At 62.3% G+C, this 20,402-nt stretch carries 20 protein-coding genes and 2 pseudogenes; 11 read left to right on the top strand and 11 right to left on the bottom strand.

The features are described from left to right. Positions 1-43: 43 nt before the first annotated feature. Both PNAP_RS01405 and PNAP_RS26745 read right to left on the bottom strand, forming a co-directional pair. Positions 44-373, bottom strand: a complete 330-nt coding sequence (locus tag PNAP_RS01405; protein ID WP_011799714.1) for a hypothetical protein — start codon at positions 371-373, stop codon at positions 44-46. A 62-nt stretch (positions 374-435) separates the two neighbouring features. Continuing rightward, complete coding sequence (locus tag PNAP_RS26745) at positions 436-714, bottom strand: hypothetical protein (RefSeq protein ID WP_011799713.1); 279 nt, start codon at positions 712-714, stop codon at positions 436-438. Between the two features lie 13 nt (positions 715-727). On the opposite strand from PNAP_RS26745, the gene wecB reads away from it, so the two are divergent. Further along, positions 728-1,918, top strand: a complete 1,191-nt coding sequence (wecB, locus tag PNAP_RS01400) for a non-hydrolyzing UDP-N-acetylglucosamine 2-epimerase (protein WP_083758009.1) — start codon at positions 728-730, stop codon at positions 1,916-1,918. Further along, the gene (locus tag PNAP_RS01395) at positions 1,882-4,392 is read left to right on the top strand and encodes a sensor domain-containing protein (RefSeq protein ID WP_011799712.1); all 2,511 of its coding nucleotides are present in this window, start codon (positions 1,882-1,884) and stop codon (positions 4,390-4,392) included. The genes wecB and PNAP_RS01395 overlap by 37 nt, the downstream gene beginning before the upstream one ends. Positions 4,393-4,397: 5 nt before the next feature. On the opposite strand, the gene PNAP_RS01390 is transcribed toward PNAP_RS01395, so the two are convergent. Beyond that, positions 4,398-5,177: a YggS family pyridoxal phosphate-dependent enzyme gene (locus PNAP_RS01390; protein WP_011799711.1), complete on the bottom strand. Its 780-nt coding sequence runs from the start codon at positions 5,175-5,177 to the stop codon at positions 4,398-4,400. Beyond that, positions 5,170-6,405: an RNA-guided endonuclease InsQ/TnpB family protein gene (locus PNAP_RS01385; protein WP_011799710.1), complete on the bottom strand. Its 1,236-nt coding sequence runs from the start codon at positions 6,403-6,405 to the stop codon at positions 5,170-5,172. Before PNAP_RS01385 ends, PNAP_RS01390 begins: the two co-directional genes overlap by 8 nt. Positions 6,406-6,537: 132 nt before the next feature. Here PNAP_RS01385 and PNAP_RS01380 point away from each other — a divergent pair, with 132 nt between their 5' ends. The 3 genes and pseudogenes from PNAP_RS01380 to PNAP_RS01370 all read left to right on the top strand — a co-directional run. Continuing rightward, positions 6,538-7,581: a type IV pilus twitching motility protein PilT gene (locus tag PNAP_RS01380; RefSeq protein WP_011799709.1), complete on the top strand. Its 1,044-nt coding sequence runs from the start codon at positions 6,538-6,540 to the stop codon at positions 7,579-7,581. A 32-nt stretch (positions 7,582-7,613) separates the two neighbouring features. Continuing rightward, the gene (locus PNAP_RS01375; protein WP_011799708.1) at positions 7,614-8,246 is read left to right on the top strand and encodes a cyclic nucleotide-binding domain-containing protein; all 633 of its coding nucleotides are present in this window, start codon (positions 7,614-7,616) and stop codon (positions 8,244-8,246) included. 59 nt (positions 8,247-8,305) lie between these two features. Beyond that, positions 8,306-8,998, top strand: a pseudogene (locus PNAP_RS01370) (ATPase, T2SS/T4P/T4SS family); the annotation flags it as partial. A 54-nt stretch (positions 8,999-9,052) separates the two neighbouring features. Here PNAP_RS01370 and PNAP_RS01365 read toward each other — a convergent pair. Next, the gene (locus tag PNAP_RS01365; protein ID WP_011798082.1) at positions 9,053-10,012 is read right to left on the bottom strand and encodes an IS5-like element ISPna5 family transposase; all 960 of its coding nucleotides are present in this window, start codon (positions 10,010-10,012) and stop codon (positions 9,053-9,055) included. A gap of 67 nt (positions 10,013-10,079) precedes the next feature. On the opposite strand from PNAP_RS01365, the pseudogene PNAP_RS01360 reads away from it, so the two are divergent. Beyond that, a pseudogene (locus PNAP_RS01360) lies at positions 10,080-10,538 on the top strand (ATPase, T2SS/T4P/T4SS family); the annotation flags it as partial. A gap of 31 nt (positions 10,539-10,569) precedes the next feature. Further along, complete coding sequence (locus PNAP_RS01355) at positions 10,570-11,472, top strand: NAD(P)-dependent oxidoreductase (RefSeq protein ID WP_011799707.1); 903 nt, start codon at positions 10,570-10,572, stop codon at positions 11,470-11,472. Between the two features lie 48 nt (positions 11,473-11,520). Here the strand turns inward: PNAP_RS01355 and PNAP_RS01350 are convergent, their stop codons facing one another. From PNAP_RS01350 to PNAP_RS01340, 3 genes are all read right to left on the bottom strand, one after another. Next, positions 11,521-12,186, bottom strand: a complete 666-nt coding sequence (locus PNAP_RS01350; RefSeq protein ID WP_011799706.1) for a BON domain-containing protein — start codon at positions 12,184-12,186, stop codon at positions 11,521-11,523. Beyond that, entirely contained in the window at positions 12,183-12,782 is a 600-nt protein-coding gene (locus tag PNAP_RS01345; protein WP_011799705.1) for a phosphoheptose isomerase, read from the bottom strand. The genes PNAP_RS01350 and PNAP_RS01345 overlap by 4 nt, the downstream gene beginning before the upstream one ends. Positions 12,783-12,894: 112 nt before the next feature. Beyond that, positions 12,895-13,356 (bottom strand): YraN family protein, encoded by a 462-nt coding sequence (locus PNAP_RS01340; RefSeq protein ID WP_011799704.1) that lies wholly within the window; start codon positions 13,354-13,356, stop codon positions 12,895-12,897. A gap of 50 nt (positions 13,357-13,406) precedes the next feature. On the opposite strand from PNAP_RS01340, the gene rsmI reads away from it, so the two are divergent. Together rsmI and PNAP_RS01330 are read left to right on the top strand one after the other, a co-directional pair. After that, positions 13,407-14,267 (top strand): 16S rRNA (cytidine(1402)-2'-O)-methyltransferase, encoded by an 861-nt coding sequence (gene rsmI / locus PNAP_RS01335; RefSeq protein ID WP_011799703.1) that lies wholly within the window; start codon positions 13,407-13,409, stop codon positions 14,265-14,267. Further along, positions 14,264-15,490 (top strand): multidrug effflux MFS transporter, encoded by a 1,227-nt coding sequence (locus tag PNAP_RS01330; protein WP_011799702.1) that lies wholly within the window; start codon positions 14,264-14,266, stop codon positions 15,488-15,490. The genes rsmI and PNAP_RS01330 overlap by 4 nt, the downstream gene beginning before the upstream one ends. A gap of 9 nt (positions 15,491-15,499) precedes the next feature. On the opposite strand, the gene PNAP_RS01325 is transcribed toward PNAP_RS01330, so the two are convergent. After that, a complete protein-coding gene (locus tag PNAP_RS01325) occupies positions 15,500-15,988 on the bottom strand; it encodes a membrane protein (protein WP_011799701.1) in 489 nt (162 codons plus the stop codon). 223 nt (positions 15,989-16,211) lie between these two features. On the opposite strand from PNAP_RS01325, the gene PNAP_RS01320 reads away from it, so the two are divergent. Beyond that, the gene (locus PNAP_RS01320) at positions 16,212-17,903 is read left to right on the top strand and encodes an AMP-binding protein (RefSeq protein WP_011799700.1); all 1,692 of its coding nucleotides are present in this window, start codon (positions 16,212-16,214) and stop codon (positions 17,901-17,903) included. A gap of 7 nt (positions 17,904-17,910) precedes the next feature. Here PNAP_RS01320 and PNAP_RS01315 read toward each other — a convergent pair whose 3' ends face one another. Continuing rightward, on the bottom strand, positions 17,911-18,288 hold the full coding sequence (locus PNAP_RS01315) for a hypothetical protein (RefSeq protein WP_011799699.1): 378 nt from the start codon (positions 18,286-18,288) through the stop codon (positions 17,911-17,913). 29 nt (positions 18,289-18,317) lie between these two features. Beyond that, positions 18,318-19,289 (bottom strand): Bug family tripartite tricarboxylate transporter substrate binding protein, encoded by a 972-nt coding sequence (locus tag PNAP_RS01310; RefSeq protein WP_011799698.1) that lies wholly within the window; start codon positions 19,287-19,289, stop codon positions 18,318-18,320. A gap of 610 nt (positions 19,290-19,899) precedes the next feature. Between PNAP_RS01310 and PNAP_RS01305 the strand changes: the two genes are divergently transcribed. After that, positions 19,900-20,217 carry a high-potential iron-sulfur protein gene (locus tag PNAP_RS01305; protein WP_011799697.1) on the top strand — a complete coding sequence of 106 codons (318 nt, stop codon included), beginning with the start codon at positions 19,900-19,902 and terminating at the stop codon, positions 20,215-20,217. Positions 20,218-20,402: the final 185 nt, after the last annotated feature.

The raw sequence follows: 20,402 nt of genomic DNA, 5'->3' as shown, positions 1-20,402 counted from the left end.
GCTTTCAACGGCTGATCAACCAGAGGGAAGGCGGCGGGCATGGCTACAAGCCTGGCCGTGCGCACGAGCGAGGGCTGTCGAACTCGACCCATTGGGACGACGGTCCCTGAACCTCCTTGTCCACGGCCGAATTGAGATCCACCACAAAAACGATTTCCCCCCCAAAACGCCCCACGCCCAGCGTTTGCATGAGTGCCTGCTCTTGTTCCGGCGAGTCCAGCCGCAGAAAACAGATCGCCTGCCGGGTGCCTTCGTGCACGGCGGTCAGGACATCGAGCCTGGCCACGCGTCCGAATGTTTCGCACAGCCTGTGCAGCGCCGGCTTCAAGGTCGCTACATCCGGGCAATGTCTGAGTCCGTCAAGTGCGCTCATCGTGAGTCTCCTCGCTGTGGTTAAGTGCTTTCGCGAAGCCCGAAATTAGTTGGAACCCATGGTTACCCCAATTGATAAAGCGCAAATAAAAACAGATTTGCCGTTCTTCGCCAGACCCGGCCAGCACATCGGCAGTGATGCCCCGCAAGGCTCAAAAACCACAATCCGATGGCGGCTTGATATTTGACAAATGGACACACAATGCCAGCAGGCATAAATGCAAAGCGCTGATTGAGCGTGAATGCATGAGCGTCGGCAGGCACGTTTTCGTCTTGAAAGCGACTGACGCCAAGCGCCGTCCTTGCAAAATACCAACACACGTCCGCCACCAGAGCTGGCACAAGGGGATTTCAGATGACAAAGAAAATTCTTCTGGTTTTCGGCACCCGGCCCGAAGCCATCAAGATGGCACCGCTGGTCAAGGCGCTGCAGGCGCAGCCGGCCTTCGAGGTCGGGGTCTGCGTGACCGCCCAGCACCGGCACATGCTGGACCAGGTGCTTCATCTGTTCGATATCCAGCCCGACTTTGACCTGAACCTGATGAAGCCCGGCCAGGACCTGTATGACATCACCAGCGGCGTGTTGCTGGGGCTCAAATCCGTGCTCGCCGAATGGCGGCCCGACGCGGTCCTGGTGCATGGCGACACATCGACCACCTTTTCGGCCACGCTGGCGGCGTTTTACCAGCGCATTCCGGTCGGCCACGTGGAAGCCGGCCTGCGCACCGGCAACCTGTATTCGCCCTGGCCCGAAGAGGCCAACCGCAAGCTCACCAGCACGCTGGCGCAATGGCACTTCGCCCCGACGGCCACCTCGCGCGGCAACCTGCTCAGAGAAGGTGTCGCGCCCGAAACCATCCATGTCACGGGCAATACGGTGATTGACGCACTGCTCCAGGTGCGCGAAAAAATAGTTACCAATACTGACCTGCGACAACAATTTGAAAAGGATTTCAGCTTTCTTGATCCGTCCAGGCGACTGGTGCTGGTGACCGGCCACCGGCGTGAAAACTTTGGCCAAGGGTTTGAAAATATCTGCCAGGCGCTGGCCCGCATCGCCACAAACAATGCCGGCGTGCAGGTGGTCTATCCGGTCCACCTCAACCCGCAGGTGCAGGAGCCGGTCAGGCGGCTGCTGGCCGGTGTGGACAACGTGCACCTGATCGAGCCGCTGGACTACCTGCCTTTTGTCTATCTGATGGACAGGAGCACGCTCATCCTGACCGACTCCGGCGGCATCCAGGAAGAAGCGCCGTCGCTGGGCAAGCCGGTGCTGGTGATGCGGGACACCACCGAGCGCCCCGAAGCCGTCGAGGCCGGCACCGTCAGGCTGGTCGGCACGAATGCCGACGAAATCGCTGGCCAGGCCAGCTTGCTGCTCGGCAACACCGAGGCTTACGAAGCCATGGCTTTTGCCCACAATCCTTATGGCGACGGCTTTGCCTGCGAGCGCATTGCGCAAACGCTGCTGGCCGACAAGCAGCTGTTTGCGCATGCGGCCGGGCAGCCATGCCGCCCGGCTTCATCCCTGGCCGTCCAGCCCTGACCGGAGGCCAGGTGCCGACCGCCTTGCAGCAAGCCGGCCATCGCCTGGCCATGACCGAGCGTATTGCGCATATCGGCAGCTGGGCGCTGGACCTGCCAGCGCTGCAACTGCTCACGTATTCCAGCGAATTCGCCGCCATCCTGGGCCTGCCGGCCGATGCCCCGCTCACATGGGATGAACTGGCCGACAGGTTCGCGCCCGAGTACCGCAAACGCATCGCAGCGCTGCTGCAGCAGTGCGCCAGCCATGGCACTGCTTTTGACGAAGAAATGCAGATCGACACCCCGCTCTGCCGCAAATGGGTTCGCATGGCCTGTGAAGCCGTGCAAAACAAGCGCGGCCAGATCAAAAGCCTGCAGGGCGTGCTGCAGGACATCTCGACCCAGAAACATGCCCAGCAGGAGACGCTTCACCTGGCCATGCGGCTGACCACCACGCTGGCCAGCATCACCGAAGCCTTTGTCACCCTGGACCGCCAGTGCTGCTTTACCTACCTCAACCAGAAAAGTGAACAGCTGCTGCGGCACACCACCGGCGAGCTGCTGGGCAAGGAAATCTGGCTGGTCCTGGTCACCGACAAGAACCAGCGCCTGCGCCAGGAACTGCAGCGCTCCATTGCCACCAACCGGCAGCTTGAATTCGAGGATTTTTACCCCGGCCTGGGCAAATGGCTCGAAGTGCGCGCCTATCCCTTCGCCGAAGGCCTGGCGGTGTACTTTCGCGATGTGAGCAAGCGGCGCAAGTCGCAGGAGCAGCTGATGCTGCTGGAAACCTGCATCTCACGGCTCAACGACATCGTGCTCATCGCCGAGGCCCAGTCTGGATCGCCAAAAGTGCCCTATATCGTGTTCGTCAACCAGGCCTTTGAGGAGCACACCGGCTACAGCGGCCATGAAGTGCTGGGCCAGACGCCGCGCAAGCTTTTTGGCCCCGGAGCCGTGCAGGACGAATTGCAGGGCATGACCAAAATGCTGCTGCGCAAGCGGCATGCGCGCAGCGAGCTGCTGATCTACCGCAAGAACGGCAGCTGCTTCTGGCTCGAACTGGAGATCGTCCAGGTGGCGGTGACGGCGGACGAACTCACCCACTGGGTCGCCGTGGGGCGCGACATCACCCAGCGCAAGGTCAACGCCGACGCCATTCACCAGCTGGCCTTTTATGACCCGCTGACAACCCTGCCCAACCGGCTGATGCTGCTGAACCGGCTGGAGCAGGTGATGGCCCAAAGCGCCCACCCGCGGCGCCAGGGTGCCCTGATGTTCATCGACGTGGACAAGCTCAAGGTCCTGAACGACACCCTGGGCCACCACAAGGGCGACCTGCTGCTGCAGCAGGTCGCCGAACGGCTGGCAGGCTGTGTCGAGGACACCGACATGGTGGCGCGTCTGGGCGGCGATGAATTTGTCGTGCTGCTGGAAAACCTGGGCGACGATGCAGGCAGCGCCGCCGCGCATGCCCGGCAACTGGCTGAAAAGGTGCTGGAGCAATTGCGCGAACCGTTTGACCTGGGCGGACACCAGCACTACACCACCTCCAGCATCGGCGTGACCTCGCTCAATGCCGCCCATGGCAGCGTCAGCGAAGTGCTCAAGCAGGCCGACTTGGCGATGTACCAGGCCAAGACCACGGGCCGCAACGCGCTGTGCTTTTTTGACCCCGAGATGCAGGCCGCCGTCAATGCGAACGCCGCCGTCAGTTCCGAGCTGCATATCGCGCTGAGAAAGCAGGAGTTTGTCCTTCATTACCAGCCCCAGGTGGACAGCCAGGGGCGCGTGAACGGCGTCGAGGCCCTGCTGCGCTGGCACCATCCCAAGCGCGGGCTGGTCATGCCGACCGACTTCATTCCGATGGCCGAGGAAACCGGGCTGATCTTGCCGCTGGGCCGATGGGCGCTGGCCACCGCCTGCGAACAGCTGGCGGCCTGGGCAGCGTGGCCGCAGGCCGCCGATTTGAGCATTGCGGTGAATGTCAGCGTGCGCCAGTTCCGGCATCCAGATTTCGTGGACCAGGTGATGGCCGAGATCCGGCGCACCGGCATCAAGCCGCAGCACCTCAAGCTCGAACTCACCGAAACCCTGCTGGCCGACGGCATGGACGTCACGCTGGCCCGGATGGGCACGCTCAAGGCGCTGGGCGTGACGCTGGCGCTTGACGATTTCGGCATGGGCTACTCGTCGCTGTCCTTGCTCAAGCGCCTGCCGCTGGACCAGCTCAAGATCGACAAGAGCTTTGTCGCCGAAGTGCTGACCGACCCGGCCGATGCCGCCATTTCCCGCACCATCATCACCCTGGCCCACAGCCTGAACCTGAAAGTGGTGGCCGAGGGCGTGGAAACCCAGGCCCAGCAGGACTTCCTGGTTGCTGAGGGCTGCGACCAGTTCCAGGGCTTTTTGTTTTCAGCGCCGCTGCCGATTGAAGCGCTGGAGGCCTACCTGATGGCGCAGAGCCCGCCGCTGAAGCTTCAAACGGCCTAGCCGGTTCAGCCGCGCCCGCCAAAAATCGCCGTCCCCACCCGCACCATGGTGCTGCCGGCGTGGATGGCGGCTTCCAGGTCGGCCGTCATGCCGAGCGACAGCGTGTCCATCGGCACGGCCAGCACGCCAGCTGCATTTATGTGGTCAAAAATGGCCTTTGCGCTTGCGTGTATTGCGCAAGCAGCTACAAAATCAATAGCAGGCTCGGGAATCGCCATCAAGCCCCGAAGCACCAGTCGCGGCAGCCGGGCGACCTCTTCGGCCAGCGCCAGGACATCTTCGGGTGCCAGTCCTGACTTGTTCGCGCCGCCATCAATGTTGACCTGCAGGCAGATTTGCAGCGGCGCCAGCCCGGGCGGGCGCTGCTCGCTCAGGCGCTGGGCGATTTTCAGCCGGTCCACCGACTGCACCCAGTCGAAGTGTTCGGCCACCGGCCGCGTCTTGTTGCTCTGGATCGGTCCGATGCAGTGCCACTCCAGCGCCGCTGCCGCCACGCCGCTGCGCGCCGCTTCTTCTGCTTGCCAGCGGCGCAGCGCCAGGATTTTTTCGACGCCCTCGGCAATGTAGTTCTCGCCAAAGGCCTGCTGTCCGGCGGCCACCGCATCGGCCACCGCATCGGCGCCAAAGGTTTTCGAAACCGCCAGCAGCCGCACGCCGCAGGGGTCACGCCCAGCGGCAAGGCAGGCGACGTTGATCCGGTCGTGGACAAGACGTAAATGATGCGCAATCGTGGTCTTGACATCCTCCCCTGCCTTCAAGCAGGGGATTCCTACGGTGCTACGCATGAGTTGCCTCTTGCATAGTCACTTCGGCGGGTTCCTGCTTCACCGAGGCTGGTTGCGCCCTGCGCTTGCGCGCAAGGCCAGAGCCGTCATCTCCACAGGCTGCTGCGCGGTATCCCCGCGCCAATATATTCATTGCACCGACGACATCGGCGTGGTTCTCGTAGCCGCAATCGACGCACTCGAACCTGGCTTGCGTTTGGCGGTTTTCCTTTGCCACATGCCCGCAGCACGGACAGGTCTGGCTGGTGTAGTGCGCGGGAACGGCAATGAGAATGCCGCCGTTCCAATCGAGCTTGTACTGCAGCTGCCGCCGGAATTCAAACCAGCCCTGATCGAGGATGGCTTTGTTCAGCCCGGACTTGGCGGCGACGTTTTTGCCCGGCTTGTCTGCATTGCCCGCTGCCGATTTGCTCATGTTGCGTACCTGCAAATCCTCGATAGCGACCATCGCGTGGTTTTGGCTGAGGTCGCTTGTCGTCTTGTGCAGGAAATCTTTTCGGGCGTTGGCTATATCGGTGTGGATTCGTTGAACTTTCCTTTTGGCTTTGTGCCAGTTTTTGCTGAACCTGGTTTTGCGGCTCATGCGCCGCTGGTATTTCGCCAGGCGTTTCTCATGCTTTTTGAAGCTGCACAGCGGGGCGACAAAGCTGGCGTCGCTCATGGTGGCAAAGCGCGCTATCCCTACGTCGATGCCAATGGCGCTGGCAGTTGTCGGTACGGCTTGTTCCAGCTCTCGTTCAGTCTGGATGCTGGCAAACCACTTGCCGCCTGCTTCGCTGAGGGTGATGTTCTTGGCGCTGCCCAGGATATCCCGGCTGTTGCGATAGCGCATCCAGCCGAGTTTGGGCAGGAAGATTCGGCTGTTGGACTGGTCGATCTTGAAACCTTGCGGAAAGCGAAAACTCTCGCCACGACCGTTCTTTTTGGGACGCGAAAAGCCGGCGCGCCTGGCAAAGAAGTTTTGCCAGGCTTTGTCCAGGTCCTTGAGCGATTGCTGCAGGGCCTGGGAAGGGGATTCCTTGAGCCAGGGGAACTCTTGCTTCCATGCAATCAGGTGTCTTGCCATCTCCAGGTAGCCAATGAATTTCTTTCCTTCGCCGTGATTTACCTTTTGCAGCGCCAGTGCCTTGTTGAACACAAAGCGGCGCGCTCCGGCAAAGCGGCGCATATTGCGCGTTTGCTCGCCGCTGGGCACGAGTTCGTATTTGAAAGCCTGGAGTCGCAGCATGCCGGTATTTTAGGCAGTTGTTACGTTAAAAAGGACAGCTTTGCTGTCCGCGCTCTGCGTCACCGCCCTGAAGGACGGTGCTTTGCGCACAATCCCGGTAAACTCAGAATCAACTTACAAGGATTTGCCGGAATGGACATCACGCAACTGCTGGCCTTTAGCGTCAAAAACAAGGCATCTGACTTGCATCTGTCGGCCGGCTTGCCGCCCATGATCCGGGTTCACGGCGACGTGCGGCGCATCAACATTGATCCGCTGGACCACAAGGAAGTGCATGCCATGGTGTACGACATCATGAACGACACCCAGCGCAAGCACTACGAAGAGTTCCTTGAGGTCGATTTTTCCTTCGAAATTGATGGCCTGGCGCGCTTTCGCGTCAACGCCTTCAACCACAACCGGGGCGCCGGCGCGGTGCTGCGGACCATTCCGTCCAAGATCCTGACGCTGGAGCAGCTCGGCTGCCCGAAGATTTTCGGCGACCTGGCCTTGAAGCCGCGCGGCATGGTGCTGGTCACCGGCCCGACCGGCTCGGGCAAATCGACCACGCTGGCGGCGATGGTCAACTACCTGAATGAAACCGAGTACGGCCACATCCTGACGGTCGAAGACCCGATCGAGTTTGTCCATGAGTCCAAGAAATGCCTGATCAACCAGCGCGAGGTCGGCCCGCACACGCTGAGCTTCAGCGCGGCGCTCAAGTCGGCCCTGCGCGAAGATCCGGATGCCATCCTGGTCGGCGAAATGCGCGACCTGGAAACCATTCGCCTGGCGATGACGGCGGCTGAAACCGGCCACCTGGTGTTCGGCACGCTGCACACGTCGAGCGCCGCCAAGACCATCGACCGGATCATCGACGTGTTTCCGGCCGAGGAAAAGGAAATGATCCGCTCCATGCTGTCCGAATCGCTGCAGGCGGTGATTTCGCAAACCCTGTGCAAGACCAAGGACGGCCAGGGCCGGGTGGCGGCGCATGAAATCATGCTGGGCACCAGCGCCATCCGCAACCTGATCCGTGAAGCCAAGGTGGCGCAGATGTACTCGTCGATCCAGACCGGCAACAGCGTGGGCATGCAAACACTCGACCAGAACCTGACCGACCTGGTCAAGCGCAACGTGATTTCTTCCGCGGAAGCACGCGGCAAAGCCAAGATTCCCGACAATTTCCCGGGCTGAAACGGCCCCGGCCCCACCAGGAGAAGCATGTCATGAAAGGCCTACTCGGACTGATCCGGCAAACCACGCCAGCCATTGCGGGCAGCGGCCATCCTGACACGTTTTTCTTCTCCACCGCTTTTACCGAGCAAGGCATTGACGCCACGTCGCTGGTTCCGTGGGAAGCCCGGGCCAATGAGGTGGGCGCCAGGCGCCTGCCCGCCGAGCGCGGCAGCAAGCTGCTGCAGGCGCTGTGGAGCAAGGACAACTACATGGCGCGGCTGGGTTCGGACGCCGTGCCGCGCCTGGAAAAGTTTTTTGACTTTGCCACCCTGCCGGCCAATCGGGACGTGATTCGCCAGGACGAGTACGGCAATTTCATGATCGTGCTGCTGACCGGCAGCATTGCTGTGGACCGCGAGCAGCCCTGGGGCGACCGGCTGCACCTGACAGAAGCGCGGCCCGGCGATATTCTGGGTGAAATGTCGCTGCTGGACAGCGGCGTGCGTTTTTCAGTCTGCACGTCGCTTGCCGAATGCGAAATTGCCGTGCTGGGCGCGCAGGCGCTCGACGAGATGATGACCACCGACCCGGCGCTGGCGGCCAGCCTGATTGCCTTGCTGGCGCGCAAGCTGTCGCGCCGCCTGCGGGTGGTGAGCGCCCGGCTTGGTGACCACAACAGCTGATCCAGCACAACCTCAACCTCAACCTTAACCTTACCCGCTGACAACACTCAGGAGAACTCATGGAACGCGATCAGGCGAGTAAATTCATCAACGATCTGCTGCGGCTGATGGTCAGCCGCGGCGGCAGCGACCTGTTTGTGACCGGAGAGTTTCCGCCCGCCATCAAGGTCGATGGCAAGCTGACCAAGGTGTCGTCCCAGCCGCTCAATGCCGGCCACACGCTGACGCTGGCACGCGCCATCATGAATGACAAGCAGGCCGCCGAGTTCGAGCGCACCAAGGAATGCAATTTCGCCATCTCGCCGCCCGGCATCGGGCGCTTTCGCGTCAACGCCTTCATGCAGCAGGGCAAGGTCGGCATGGTGATGCGGGTCATTCCGGCTGTGCTCCCCACGCTCGATGGCCTGGGCCTGCCGCCGGTGCTCAAGGACGTGGTGATGGCCAAGCGCGGCCTGGCCATTCTGGTGGGCGCCACCGGCTCGGGCAAATCGACCACCATGGCGGCCATGCTGGACTGGCGCAACGAGCAGTCCTTTGGCCACATCCTGACGATTGAAGACCCGGTGGAATTTGTCCACATGCACAAGAACTGCGTGGTGACCCAGCGCGAGATCGGACTGGACACCGACAGCTGGGAATCGGCGCTGAAAAACTCGATGCGCCAGGCGCCCGACGTGATTCTGATGGGCGAAATCCGCGACCGTGAAAGCATGGAGCATGCGCTGGCCTTTTCCGAAACCGGCCACCTGTGCGGCGTTGTTGCATAAATCCTCTGTGAGGATGAGGCTTGCCCCTTACCCCGCGTTTTAGGCAATCCGGACGGATTTCGGGCGTGCAAGCACCAGCATGCGATTGATGATGCCCACCCGAACAGCGACTTCAGCGTCTTGCACATCCACATCGCGCGCCCACAGCCTGTCGCCCGTCAGCACCTTGAAGCGGTACATCAGGTTCTCCACCAGGGAACGGCGATGGTAGCCACTTTTGTCTTTCCAGTCCTGCTTGCTGCTTTGGGCAATATGGTCAATGGCCTCGTTGCGCTCTGGCGCCCCAGCCTGGCTGGCAGGCCAGTGCACGGCGCCCTCCACGGGGGGAATGACCGCCAACGCGCCGCACCCGGCAATGGCCGCACGGGCGGCCTTTGTATCGTAGGCACCATCGCCGATAACCACTTCAATCTTCGTTTCTTGGGGGATTTGCGCCAGTAACTCCGGCAGCACACTGGCATCAATCACATCCTTGTGCGTCATCAACACGGCGCACACCTGCCCCGTCTCGTCATCCATGCCCAGATGCACTTTGCGCCAGCTGCGGCGCTTGGCGTAGCCGTGTTTACGCACCTTCCATTCGCCCTCGCCAAACAGCTTCAACCCCGTGCTGTCCACCAGCAGATGCACAGCCTCGCCTGCGTTGCGCAGCACCGGCAAGGTTACCCGCAGCGCCTTGGCCCTTCGGCTCAGCGTGCTGTAGTTGGGCACTGGCAAGGCCGGCAGCGCCAGGCGGCGCAGGCTCATGGCAAACCCCTGCAATGCCCGCAGCGGCAGGCGGTACACCGACTTGAGGGCCAGCAGCATCTGAATCACTGCATCGCAGTAAGCCTGCGGGCGCCCGCGCTGAACTGACGCCCCAGCCATTGGTGCGAACATCTCTTCGTCCATCCAGATGCTCACATTGCCCCGCTCAATCAGGCCCGCGTTGTACTCGGGCCAGTTCTTGACCCGGTAGACCCCCTTGGGCTGGCTGGGCAGGTGCTTGTCTTTTCGCATGTTCGGAACAAAGGTCGGTAGCCTATCAGTAAGGCAGCCCGTTCATTGGCGCGGGCGATTTATGCAACAACGCCACCTGTGCCTGGCCACGCTGCACGCCAACAGCGCCAACCAGGCCATGGACCGCATCATCAATTTTTTCCCGGAAGAACGCCGCGCCCAGTTGCTGATGGACCTGTCGCTCAACCTCAAGGCCGTGGTGTCGCAGCGGCTGGTGCCCCGGCAGGACAGCAAGGGGCGCTTTGCAGCGGTCGAGGTGATGCTCAATTCCCCCTTGATTTGCGACCTCATCTTCAAGGGCGATGTGAGCGAGATCAAGGAGATCATGAAGAAAAGCCGCAACATGGGCATGCAGACCTTTGACCAGGCGCTGTTTGATGCCTTTGAAGGCAACCATATTCTTTACGAAGAGGCCTTGCGCAATGCCGATTCGGTCAATGACCTGCGGCTGCAGATCAAGCTTTATTCGCAACGCGCCAAGTCTACCGATTTGTCGGCAGGCACCGAGCACTTTGCCATTGTCTGAACTTTCTTCAACAAGCCCCCTTCACAGCCCCATGTCCCCTATTTCCACGAAAAGCTACGAGCCGCCCCATCCCCGCAAGGTCGCCTTTCTCGGCCTTGGCGTCATGGGCTACCCCATGGCTGGCCACCTGGCGCTGGCGGGCCACCAGGTCACGGTGTACAACCGCAGCGCCGCCAAGGCCCAGGCCTGGAGCGACGAATTCAAGGGCGCTTCAGCCGCCACGCCGCGCGAAGCCGCCGCCGGTGCAGACATCGTGTTTTGCTGCGTCGGCAACGACGAGGACCTGCGTTCGGTCACGCTGGGCGCCAACGGTGCGTTTGCAGGCATGAAGCCGGGCGCCATCTTTGTCGATCACACCACCGCCTCGGCGTCTGTCGCCCGCGAACTCTACAGCGCCGCAAAAAATATCGGCCTGCAATTCATCGATGCGCCCGTGTCCGGCGGCCAGGCAGGCGCGCAAAACGGTGCGCTCACGGTCATGTGCGGAGGCGAGGCGGCGGCGTTCGAGGTGGTCAAACCTGTTGGCATGGCCTTTTCCAAAGCATTTACCCTGATGGGCGAGGCCGGTGCCGGCCAGTTGACCAAGATGGTCAACCAGATCTGCATCGCCGGACTGGTGCAGGGTTTGAGCGAAGCCGTGGCCTTTGGCCAGAAGGCCGGGCTGGACATGAAGCAGGTGCTCGACGTGATCGGCAAGGGCGCGGCGCAAAGCTGGCAGCTCGACAACCGGGGAAAAACCATGGTCGCCGACCAGTTTGATTTCGGCTTTGCGGTGGACTGGATGCGCAAGGACTTGGGACTGGTCCTTGACGAGGCCAAGCGCAATGGCGCCCGCCTGCCGGTCACGGCGCTGGTGGACCAGTTCTATGCCGACGTGCAGGCCATGGGCGGGCAGCGCTGGGACACCTCCAGCCTGATCAAGCGCCTGAAATAAGCGGCCCGGCGCCAGTCAGTCAGCCCTCCAGCGGACTGCTCGGGGAACTCAGACGCCAGCGGGCTTGGGGGCCGCTGGCTGCATGCCGGAAGGCACGGTGTCCATGTTCTTGAGTTCCTGCTCGCTGATGATCTCGAAAATCCGGACGACTTTTTGCACCCCCGGCGTGGCGCGCACCACTTCGGTGGCCCGGTCCGCTTCGCGCTGGGTGACACGGCCCATCAGGTAGGTCGTGTTCCGCTCGGTCACGACCTTGAAGGCATTGGACTGCAGGTCACTGGTGTCCAGCAGCATGGCCTTGATGCGGCCGGTGAGCAGCGCATCCGAAGAGCGGTCCATCAGCGATGGGCTGTTCAGTACCGCCAGCTCATTGACCACCGACGCCACGCTGTCCACCGCCTTGACCACCTGCTCGACCCGCTGCTTGTCCTGCAGATTGGGCACCTCACCGGTCAGCAGCACCTGTCGGTTGTAGCTGGTGACGCTCACGCGCACCCGGGTTCCGAGATTGGAGCGGATCTGGCTGGCAGCCCGCAGTTCGATGGCCTCGTCGTCAAGCTGTGCGCCCGAGGTTCGGCGGTCCGTGGCCACCATTGAACCGCCCACCATGGCGCCACCCACGATCAAGGGGCCGACGCACGCACTGAGCGCACCCGTGAGCAGCACCGCCGCGCCGACCGAGCAGGCCAGCCGCTTCATCACACCATGGTTCATGCCGAAGACTCCTGATCACCAAGCAACTGGGTATCCACGCCGTCGCAAATGCAGTGGATGACGAGGGAATGCACTTCCTGAATGCGGGCCGTGCGCTCATGCGGCACGCAGATATGCACATCGGTTTCGCGCAGGGCCTGGTTCATCTTGCCGCCGCCCCGGCCGGTCAGCGCCACCACCGTCATGTCGCGCTCATGCGCCGCCTCGACAGCGGCCAGCACATTGGCCGAGTTGCCGCTGGTGCTGATGGCCAGCAGCACGTCGCCGGCCACGCCCAGGGCGCGCACCTGTTTGGAGAAAATCACGCTGAAATCGTAATCATTGGCAATCGCCGTGATGATGGAGCTGTCGGTCGTCAGGGCAATCGCGCCAAGTTCGGGCCGCTCGCGTTCGTAGCGGCCCACGAATTCAGCGGCGAAGTGCTGGGCATCAGCGGCCGAGCCGCCATTGCCGCAGGCCAGCACCTTGTTGCCGCTGGTGACACTGGCCAAAATGGCATGCACCGCTGCGGCAATGGGTTTGGACAAGACTTGCGCGGCCTGGTATTTGAGGTCGGCGCTGTCGATGAATTGCTGTTCGATTCGTTGTTCAAGCATGGGCTGATGATAGCGGGTCATGACGCGCAACAGCGTCGGCAAAAGGCCCGCCCGGGGCGCCGGGAAGGTATGGTTACAAATTCCCTGGCCATGACACCCCCGACGTTCAAAGTCAAGAGGCGTCAAATGCCGCAGGCAGCCATTCGATAGTGGCCTGTGGACTTTCACCCCCGGAAAGCGCGCCATGGACTAGCACCACATCGAAACGGCAAGGCGGCAGGCTGGCAAAGCGCATCAAATAATGCCGCGCCGCAAAAATGATGCGCCGCTGCTTGACGGCGCTGATGCTGGCGCCGGCGCCGCCATGCGAAGCGCTGCTGCGCTGGCGGACCTCGACAAACACCAGCGTGCCATCGGGTACGCGCATGACGAGGTCAATCTCGCCGCCGCCGCGCCCCGGTGTCCGATAATTGGACTCGATCCATCGCAGGCCGGCGCCGACCAGATAGGCCCGCGCGGCAGACTCGGCCGCGTCCCCGCGCGACTTGGTGGTAACCTGCTTCGGCAACGCTGCGGCACCGCCTGCAGTGCTCTTGGGCGCAACATTAACCGCCTGTTTTCTGGAAAACCACATTGAACGCTTCTTTCGAACTGGCCCTGGACACCGCACGCGCCGCAGCGGGCATGCAGCATTATCCGCAAGCCACGCTGTATGTCGTGGCCACCCCCATCGGCAACCTGGCCGACATCACGCTTCGCGCCCTGCATGTGCTGCAGCTGGTGGATGCCATCGCCTGCGAGGACAAGCGCCACACGCAGCCGCTGCTGCGCCAGTATGGCATCGACAAACCCCTGCTGGCCGTGCACCAGCACAATGAAGCCGAAGCCGCCGGGCTGGTGGTGGAACGCTTGCAGCGCGGCGAGCGCGTGGCTTATGTCAGCGATGCCGGAACGCCTGCCGTCAGCGACCCCGGCGCGCGCCTGGTGGCGGCGGTGCGGGCCGCCGGGTTCAAGGTCATGCCCTTGCCCGGCGCCAGCAGCGTGACCACCGTGCTCAGCGCCGCCGGCGTGACGCGCGCCGAAGGCAGCGCCGACAACGGCAGCAGTTTTGTCTTTGCCGGCTTTTTGCCCAGCAAGGCCGGCGAGCGCGACCAGGCCATCGCGTTGTTGCGAACCGATTCCCGTGCCACGGTGATCCTTGAAGCGCCGCACCGCATCGAGGCGCTGGCCCGCGCTTTGGCCGTGCTGCAGGGCCGGCTCATCACCGTCGGGCGCGAGCTGACCAAGCAGTTCGAGGAAATCGCCACCCTGCCCGCGCAGGATTTTGCCGCCTGGCTGGACGCCGGGCCACAGCGCACCCGGGGCGAATTTGCGCTGGTGCTGCATGCGTCAAGCCCGCACGAAGGCGTTGACGACAGCCTTCGGGTTCTGCAACTGCTGCTGGCCGAGTTGCCTCTGAAAACCGCCGTCAAGCTGACAGCAGACATCACCGGCGCGTCGCGCAACGAACTCTATGACACGGCGTTAAAGCTTAAAAACGAATGAACCCCAACGCCGACCAGCTCTGGCGCGGCCCGCGCTGGACGCTTGCCGCCCTGCTGGCCGTGCTCGGCATGCTCGGGCCGTTTTCCATCGACACCTACATCCCGGCCTTTTCCGGCATGGCGCTGTCGCTGGGCGCCACGCCGGTGGAAATGCAGCAGACGCTGTCGGCCTACCTGTTCGGCTTTGCCTTCATGAACCTGTTCCATGGCGCGCTGGCCGACAGTTTTGGCCGCCGCCCGGTGGTGCTCTGGGGCATTGCCATGTTCACGCTCGCCTCGGCGGGCTGCGCGCTGTCGCAAAACGTGGGCCTGCTGGTGCTGTTCCGGGCCATGCAGGGCTTGTCAACCGGCGCCGGCATTGTGGTCTCGCGCGCCGTGATCCGCGACATGTTTCCGCCCGCGCAGGCGCAGCAGGTCATGAGCCAGGTCACCATCTATTTCGGCGTGGCGCCGGCGCTGGCGCCGATTGTGGGCGGCTGGCTGTTCGTGCATCTGGGCTGGCACAGCATTTTCTGGTTCCTGACCGGAGTCGGCCTCGTGCTCTGGGTGACCAACTACAGATTCCTGCCTGAAACCCTGCAGCCTGACGCGCGCCAGCCCTTTGAAGTGCGGCACCTGATGCGCGGCTACTGGCAACTGGGTTCGAGCCCGCGCTTTTTGCTGCTGGCGCTGGCCAGCGGCGTGCCGTTCAACGGCATGTTTCTGTATGTGCTCGCGGCGCCAGCGTTTCTGGGCGAGCATCTGGCCTTGCAGCCGACGCAGTTTTTCTGGTTCTTTGTGCTGACCATCTCCGGCATCATGTCAGGCGCCTGGCTGAGCGGTCGCCTGGCCGGCAAGATAGCACCCAAAAAGCAGATCCGCCACGGCTTTGTCATCATGCTGGTGACTTCGGTGCTGAACCTCGTTGCCAATCTGCTGTTCACGGCCCATGCGTCGTGGGCGCTGCTTCCGATTGCGGTGTTTGCCTTTGGCTGGGCGCTGATGGTGCCGGTGGTCACGCTGCTGGTGCTTGACCTGTATCCCGAGCGGCGCGGCATGGCGTCTTCGCTGCAGGCGTGTATCGGCTCCACGGCCAACGGACTGGTGGCCGGCGTCATCGCACCGCTGGTGATGCATTCCACGCCGGCCCTGGCTGCGGTGTCGCTGGGCATGATGTCCATCGGACTCGTCGCCTGGGTGTACCTGCACCACCACTGGCCTGAAATTGGCCGCGCGGTGGAATGACATCAAGCTTCAGTCCTTGAAATGCATCCGCATCGGGATTTCCATGCCCTGCCCGGTACGCTGAACCCGGTTGCCGGCGTCCAGATAGACCCAGAAAAACATGTCCTGAATGTTGTTCTCGCGCCAGCGGTAATTCATGATGTCGCCGGGCCATGACGCCACCCGGTCAACCCTTGCCGGCGGGCCAAACTCGCGCTCCACGTCCTCGCGGGTCCATTTGCCGGGCTCGACCCTTGCAAACTCCTGGGGCGTCATGACCTCCCGTACCGCCACCACCTTGCCGGCAGCGTCCAGATCGACCATCACGACGCTCTGGCCGGCGGGCTGCCTGGAATACTGCAGCCGCGTCCCCGAACCCACGGGCACGATGCGCATCGGCGTACCGTAGCTTGCCAGAACCTGGTCGCGCGACATGCCCGGCTGCACCGGCCTGAAAGCACAACCGGCCATCAGCAGCGCGGCGGCAGCCAGGCTGGAAACAGTTTTAACGATCTTCATGGCGCACTCCTGATGCATGAGCATTATTCGATATTGCGGCTGAAAAAATGTTCCTCTGCCCAGTTTCCGGGAATCGCGTCACAACGCAGGGTCCATCAGGAGGTATGCAAAGGAGGTCCAAAGGCCTCCGTACGAATCAGGGGATTGACATCCAGGCGGTTGAAACGCTCAATCGGCAAAGGCACACTGCCTGCCCTTATAACAACGAGAGGAGACCTGCGCGATGAACCCTGTTTCGCCCGACATGCTGGCGCTGCAGCGCCTGTACCACTGGGAAAAAGCAGCCCCTCATCAAGTCACCCTGACCCAGCCCATGGGCGGCGGCGTGATCCAGGATTACACCTGGAGCCAGGTGGCCGACCAGGTGCGTCGCATGGCCGCGCACCTGAAGGCGCAGGGCTGGGAGCCGGGCTCGAACGTCGCCATCCTGTCCAAGAACTGCGCCTGGTGGCTCATGAGCGACCTGGCCATCTGGATGGCCGGTCATGTTTCGGTGCCGCTCTATCCCACGCTGGCGCCCGACACCATCGCGCACATACTCACCCACAGTGAAGCCAAAGCCTGCTTTGTCGGCAAGCTCGATGCCTGGGAGAACATGAAGCCCGGCGTGCCAGGCGGCCTGCCCTGCATCAGCTACCCGCTGTCGCCGCCCGATGTCCTCAACAACCACGATGGCTGGGATGCCATCTGCGCACGCCAGGCGCCCCTGCAGGGCGAGTTGGTTCGGGGTGCCGAAGAACTCGCCACGCTGATTTACACCTCGGGCACCACCGGCCGGCCCAAGGGCGTGATGCAAAGCTTCGGCAGTTTTGCCTGGGCGCTGGATGCCGGCATCACACGCATCGACCTGACAGGCCAGGACCGGATGCTGTCGTACCTGCCGCTGGCCCACGTTGTCGAGCGCGTGCTGGTCGAGCACGGCTGGCTGCGCACCGGCATGCGGCTTTACTTTGCCGAATCGATAGACACCTTTCCCGCCGACTTGCAGCGCGCCAGGCCGACCATCTTTTTCTCGGTGCCACGGCTGTGGGTCAAGTTCCAGCAAGGCGTGCATCACAAGATACCGCCGGCCAGACTCCAGTTGCTGCTGTCGATTCCGGTCATCGGCGCACTGGTGCGGCGCAAGGTGCTCAAGGCGCTGGGACTGGACCAATGCCGCATCGCGGCGGGCGGCGCGGCACCCATGCCCCTGGCGCTGCTGAGCTGGTACCGCAAGCTCGGACTGCCCATCAACGAGGGCTACGGCCTGACTGAAAACCTGGCCGTTTCGCACCTCACGGTGCCAGGCACCAACCAGGAAGGCACGGTGGGGCCGGCCTACCCCGGCGTGGAGGATCGAATAGACCCCGAGACCGGCGAAATCCAGATGCGCAGCCCCGCGCTGATGATGGGCTACTACAAGGATCCGGTGCAAAGCCGCGCCGCCTTCACCGAAGACGGCTGGCTGCGCACGGGCGACAAGGGGCAGCTGGACGCGCGGGGCAACCTGCACATCACCGGGCGCGTCAAGGATCTGTTCAAGACCAGCAAGGGCAAGTACATTGCGCCCGCGCCCATCGAGGACAAGCTGGTGATGCACGAGGCGGTCGAAGCCTGCGTGGTGACCGGCGCCAATCTGGGCCGGCCGCTGGGCATCGTGATGCTCAATGCCGAAGCGGTGGCGCGCAGCCGGGATGCGGCCGCGCGCACCGAACTGGAAGCCTCGCTCAGCGAGCACCTGAAAGGCGTCAACGCCACGCTGGACCCGCATGAGCAGCTTGCGTGCCTCGTGATCGTGACCACGGCCTGGACCGTGGACAACGACATCATCACGCCAACCTTCAAGGTCAAGCGCAACCGCATCGAGGACATTTACTCAGCCAACTACGAACGCTGGGAAGCCTCGGGCAAAAAGGTGATCTGGCAAGCCAGTTGAGGCCGGCCTAGACGATCAGCTCCGGCAGAACCTCGCGGACACGGTGATCAACATAGTAGCCGCCATATTCCGTGTACCTCAGCAGGGTGCGGCCACACTGGCCGCAGGCGTAGGCATCACTTCGGTTGCAGGGGAAAAATGCCACCGCCAGTGGCGCGTCCGCAGAATCGTAGCGCGTGCCATCGGGATGGAACTCTTCCACGGTCGGCTCGTCGATGGCCGGATCACGCAAGGTTCCAAGGCGCCGGACCGATTTGGCCGGCCAGCGGTCTTCGGTAAAGCTCTCCCAGTTGCGGCAGGCACCCAGCGAGCAGACGCATGTTCCGGCAGGACTGCCCGAACATGCCTGCTTCAGCGTTTGTGCATCAAGCAGGTCGGTTGCCATGAGAAATAAAAGCTTGCGGCACCTTGGGGTCAGTCCACCGTGGCGCCGGAAGCCTTGACCACGGCAGTCCATTTTTTGGTGTCCGCCGCAATGAAACTCTTGAATGCGGACGGTGTCATGTCCATCGGCTCGGCGCCCAGGGCAAACAGGCGCGCCTTGACATCGGTGGAAGCCAGAATGGTGCGGATCTCTTTGTTCATCCGCTCAACGACTTCCGCAGGAACGCCGGCCGGGCCAAGAACGCCATACCAGGGCTGTGCATCAAAGCCCTTGAGCCCCAGTTCCGAGACGGTCGGAATGTCGGGGAACGCCGCCGAGCGTTTGGCGCTGGTCACCGCCAGCACCTTGAGCTTGCCCGCCTTGACCTGCGGCATGATGGGAACGGGGTTCTCGAACGTCATGGGAACCTGGCCACCCACCAGGTCGTTCATCGCCGGACCCGAGCCTTTGTACGGAATGTGCTGGATCTTCACGCCCGCCTGGACATTGAACATTTCACCGATGATGTGCTGCGGCGTGCCCGAGCCTGCCGACGCAAAGGACAGGTTGCCGGCCTTGGCCTTGGCGATGATGTCCTTGACGCTGGTCAATCCCGAGCCGGGATTGACGGCGATCACGAAGGCGGCACTGGCCAGCGGCGCGACCGGCGTGAAATCCAGGTTGGGCTGGTAGGGCAGTTTCGGATAGAGCGAAGGCGCAATTACCAGCGGACCGCTCGACGCCACCAAAAACGTGTAGCCGTCCGGTTTGGACTTGGACACATAGTCGGTGCCGATGTTGCCGCCCGCGCCGCCCTTGTTCTCGACGATGACGGTCTGGCCAAGCACGCCTTGCAGCTTGGACGCCAGCAGGCGCGCCAGCAGGTCGGTGGTGCCGCCCGGGGCATAAGGAGACACCAGCGTGATGGGCTTGGCCGGCCAAGCAGCCTGCGCTGCCGCGAACAGCGGCGAAACCGACAGGGCAATCAGCGCTGGAATGGTGCGCAGGAAATGTCTCTTCATGATGAAACCCTCGTTAGCTTGGAAAAAAATGACTTGGCACAAAGTCACCCGGATGGAAAGAAAGATGCTGCATGCTCGCGGCAAGACCGGACTCTGTCAAGGTGGCCCGCAAGCATAGCCGCAGCTGAAAAGCCGCACATCCAGCCAGCCGCTAATTCCACAGGGATGACGGGTTTCCTGAAGCATCAACGGCTGTGCCGCATGGCTGCGAGAGTGTCGAGAGCGCCACTTATGGCAGAAGTAAATTTTAAATAAAAACAGCCTTTAGCGCATACCACACATGCATAGTTAGCTACTAATTTAGTAGCAAAAATCATTGCCTTGTTTTAACTTTCCTGCTGAAAGGCGGATGGCAACTGGTGGATCCAGCAATGCTTTTGTGAAGACAGTTTGCGCTTTGTCACGGAATGCGATGCACTGGCTGGCCACGGGGCAATGCCTGGCTGTAAACTCGATTTTGCCTATATTGGCTTGGAAAACCGGGACATGGCCGGGTTTTGATCCGAGGCTACTCCGTCGGGGCTGCATGAGCGGATTGATGCTTTGTCGATGCGGCTGTTTAATTTTTGCCGCGTCTGGCCAGGTCCAATGTTAATAATTGAGAACCCACATGAAATCGAACCGTAGAACCTTTGTCATTCAATCCGTCATGAGCGCGGGTATTCTGGCCACGACACGTCTGGCCCAAGCGCAAGCCCCGGCACCGCTGGTGCAGGATAGCGACCCGCAGGCCGTTGCGCTGGGCTACAAGAGCGACGCCACCAAAGCCGACAAGGCCAAATACCCAAAATACGCCGCCGGCCAGCAATGCGCCAATTGCGCGCTTTACCAAGGCAAGCCGACCGATGCAGCGGGTGCTTGTCCGCTGTTTGCCGGCAAGCAGGTCGGGGCTAAAGCCTGGTGCAGCGCCTGGGCCAAGAAGGCCTGATGAGAGACCAGCGGCAGTCCTTCTGACAAGCCGCCGCCTGGCTGCCGCAGTCTGGACTCGTCCAGAACTGCGGTTCAGCAGAACATGAAGGCAATGAGCGCAGCATCTTCGCCCAGGTTGAGCAATGCATATCCGGCCGCCCGGAAAGCCCAATAAGCGGCAGTGTCAATGAAGAAACAGGAATT

It is taken from the genome of Polaromonas naphthalenivorans CJ2, assembly GCF_000015505.1.
GTDB classification, from domain to species: Bacteria; Pseudomonadota; Gammaproteobacteria; order Burkholderiales; family Burkholderiaceae_C; genus Polaromonas; species Polaromonas naphthalenivorans.
This window is presented reverse-complemented; position numbering and strand designations above follow the sequence as displayed.

What these genes read in the sequence shown, in the direction of transcription:
- PNAP_RS01350 (WP_011799706.1), bottom strand. Translation starts at nt 12,186, where the DNA reads ATGAACCATGGTGTGATGAAGCGGCTGGCCTGCTCGGTCGGCGCGGCG.
- PNAP_RS01340 (WP_011799704.1), bottom strand. Translation starts at nt 13,356, where the DNA reads ATGTGGTTTTCCAGAAAACAGGCGGTTAATGTTGCGCCCAAGAGCACT.
- PNAP_RS01385 (WP_011799710.1), bottom strand. Translation starts at nt 6,405, where the DNA reads ATGCTGCGACTCCAGGCTTTCAAATACGAACTCGTGCCCAGCGGCGAG.
- PNAP_RS01345 (WP_011799705.1), bottom strand. Translation starts at nt 12,782, where the DNA reads ATGCTTGAACAACGAATCGAACAGCAATTCATCGACAGCGCCGACCTC.
- PNAP_RS01305 (WP_011799697.1), top strand. Translation starts at nt 19,900, where the DNA reads ATGAAATCGAACCGTAGAACCTTTGTCATTCAATCCGTCATGAGCGCG.
- PNAP_RS01395 (WP_011799712.1), top strand. Translation starts at nt 1,882, where the DNA reads ATGCCGCCCGGCTTCATCCCTGGCCGTCCAGCCCTGACCGGAGGCCAG.
- rsmI (WP_011799703.1), top strand. Translation starts at nt 13,407, where the DNA reads ATGCAGCATTATCCGCAAGCCACGCTGTATGTCGTGGCCACCCCCATC.
- PNAP_RS01365 (WP_011798082.1), bottom strand. Translation starts at nt 10,012, where the DNA reads ATGCGAAAAGACAAGCACCTGCCCAGCCAGCCCAAGGGGGTCTACCGG.
- PNAP_RS01325 (WP_011799701.1), bottom strand. Translation starts at nt 15,988, where the DNA reads ATGAAGATCGTTAAAACTGTTTCCAGCCTGGCTGCCGCCGCGCTGCTG.
- PNAP_RS01330 (WP_011799702.1), top strand. Translation starts at nt 14,264, where the DNA reads ATGAACCCCAACGCCGACCAGCTCTGGCGCGGCCCGCGCTGGACGCTT.
- PNAP_RS01320 (WP_011799700.1), top strand. Translation starts at nt 16,212, where the DNA reads ATGAACCCTGTTTCGCCCGACATGCTGGCGCTGCAGCGCCTGTACCAC.
- PNAP_RS01380 (WP_011799709.1), top strand. Translation starts at nt 6,538, where the DNA reads ATGGACATCACGCAACTGCTGGCCTTTAGCGTCAAAAACAAGGCATCT.
- PNAP_RS01375 (WP_011799708.1), top strand. Translation starts at nt 7,614, where the DNA reads ATGAAAGGCCTACTCGGACTGATCCGGCAAACCACGCCAGCCATTGCG.
- PNAP_RS01355 (WP_011799707.1), top strand. Translation starts at nt 10,570, where the DNA reads ATGTCCCCTATTTCCACGAAAAGCTACGAGCCGCCCCATCCCCGCAAG.
- PNAP_RS01390 (WP_011799711.1), bottom strand. Translation starts at nt 5,177, where the DNA reads ATGCGTAGCACCGTAGGAATCCCCTGCTTGAAGGCAGGGGAGGATGTC.
- PNAP_RS01405 (WP_011799714.1), bottom strand. Translation starts at nt 373, where the DNA reads ATGAGCGCACTTGACGGACTCAGACATTGCCCGGATGTAGCGACCTTG.
- wecB (WP_083758009.1), top strand. Translation starts at nt 728, where the DNA reads ATGACAAAGAAAATTCTTCTGGTTTTCGGCACCCGGCCCGAAGCCATC.
- PNAP_RS01315 (WP_011799699.1), bottom strand. Translation starts at nt 18,288, where the DNA reads ATGGCAACCGACCTGCTTGATGCACAAACGCTGAAGCAGGCATGTTCG.
- PNAP_RS01310 (WP_011799698.1), bottom strand. Translation starts at nt 19,289, where the DNA reads ATGAAGAGACATTTCCTGCGCACCATTCCAGCGCTGATTGCCCTGTCG.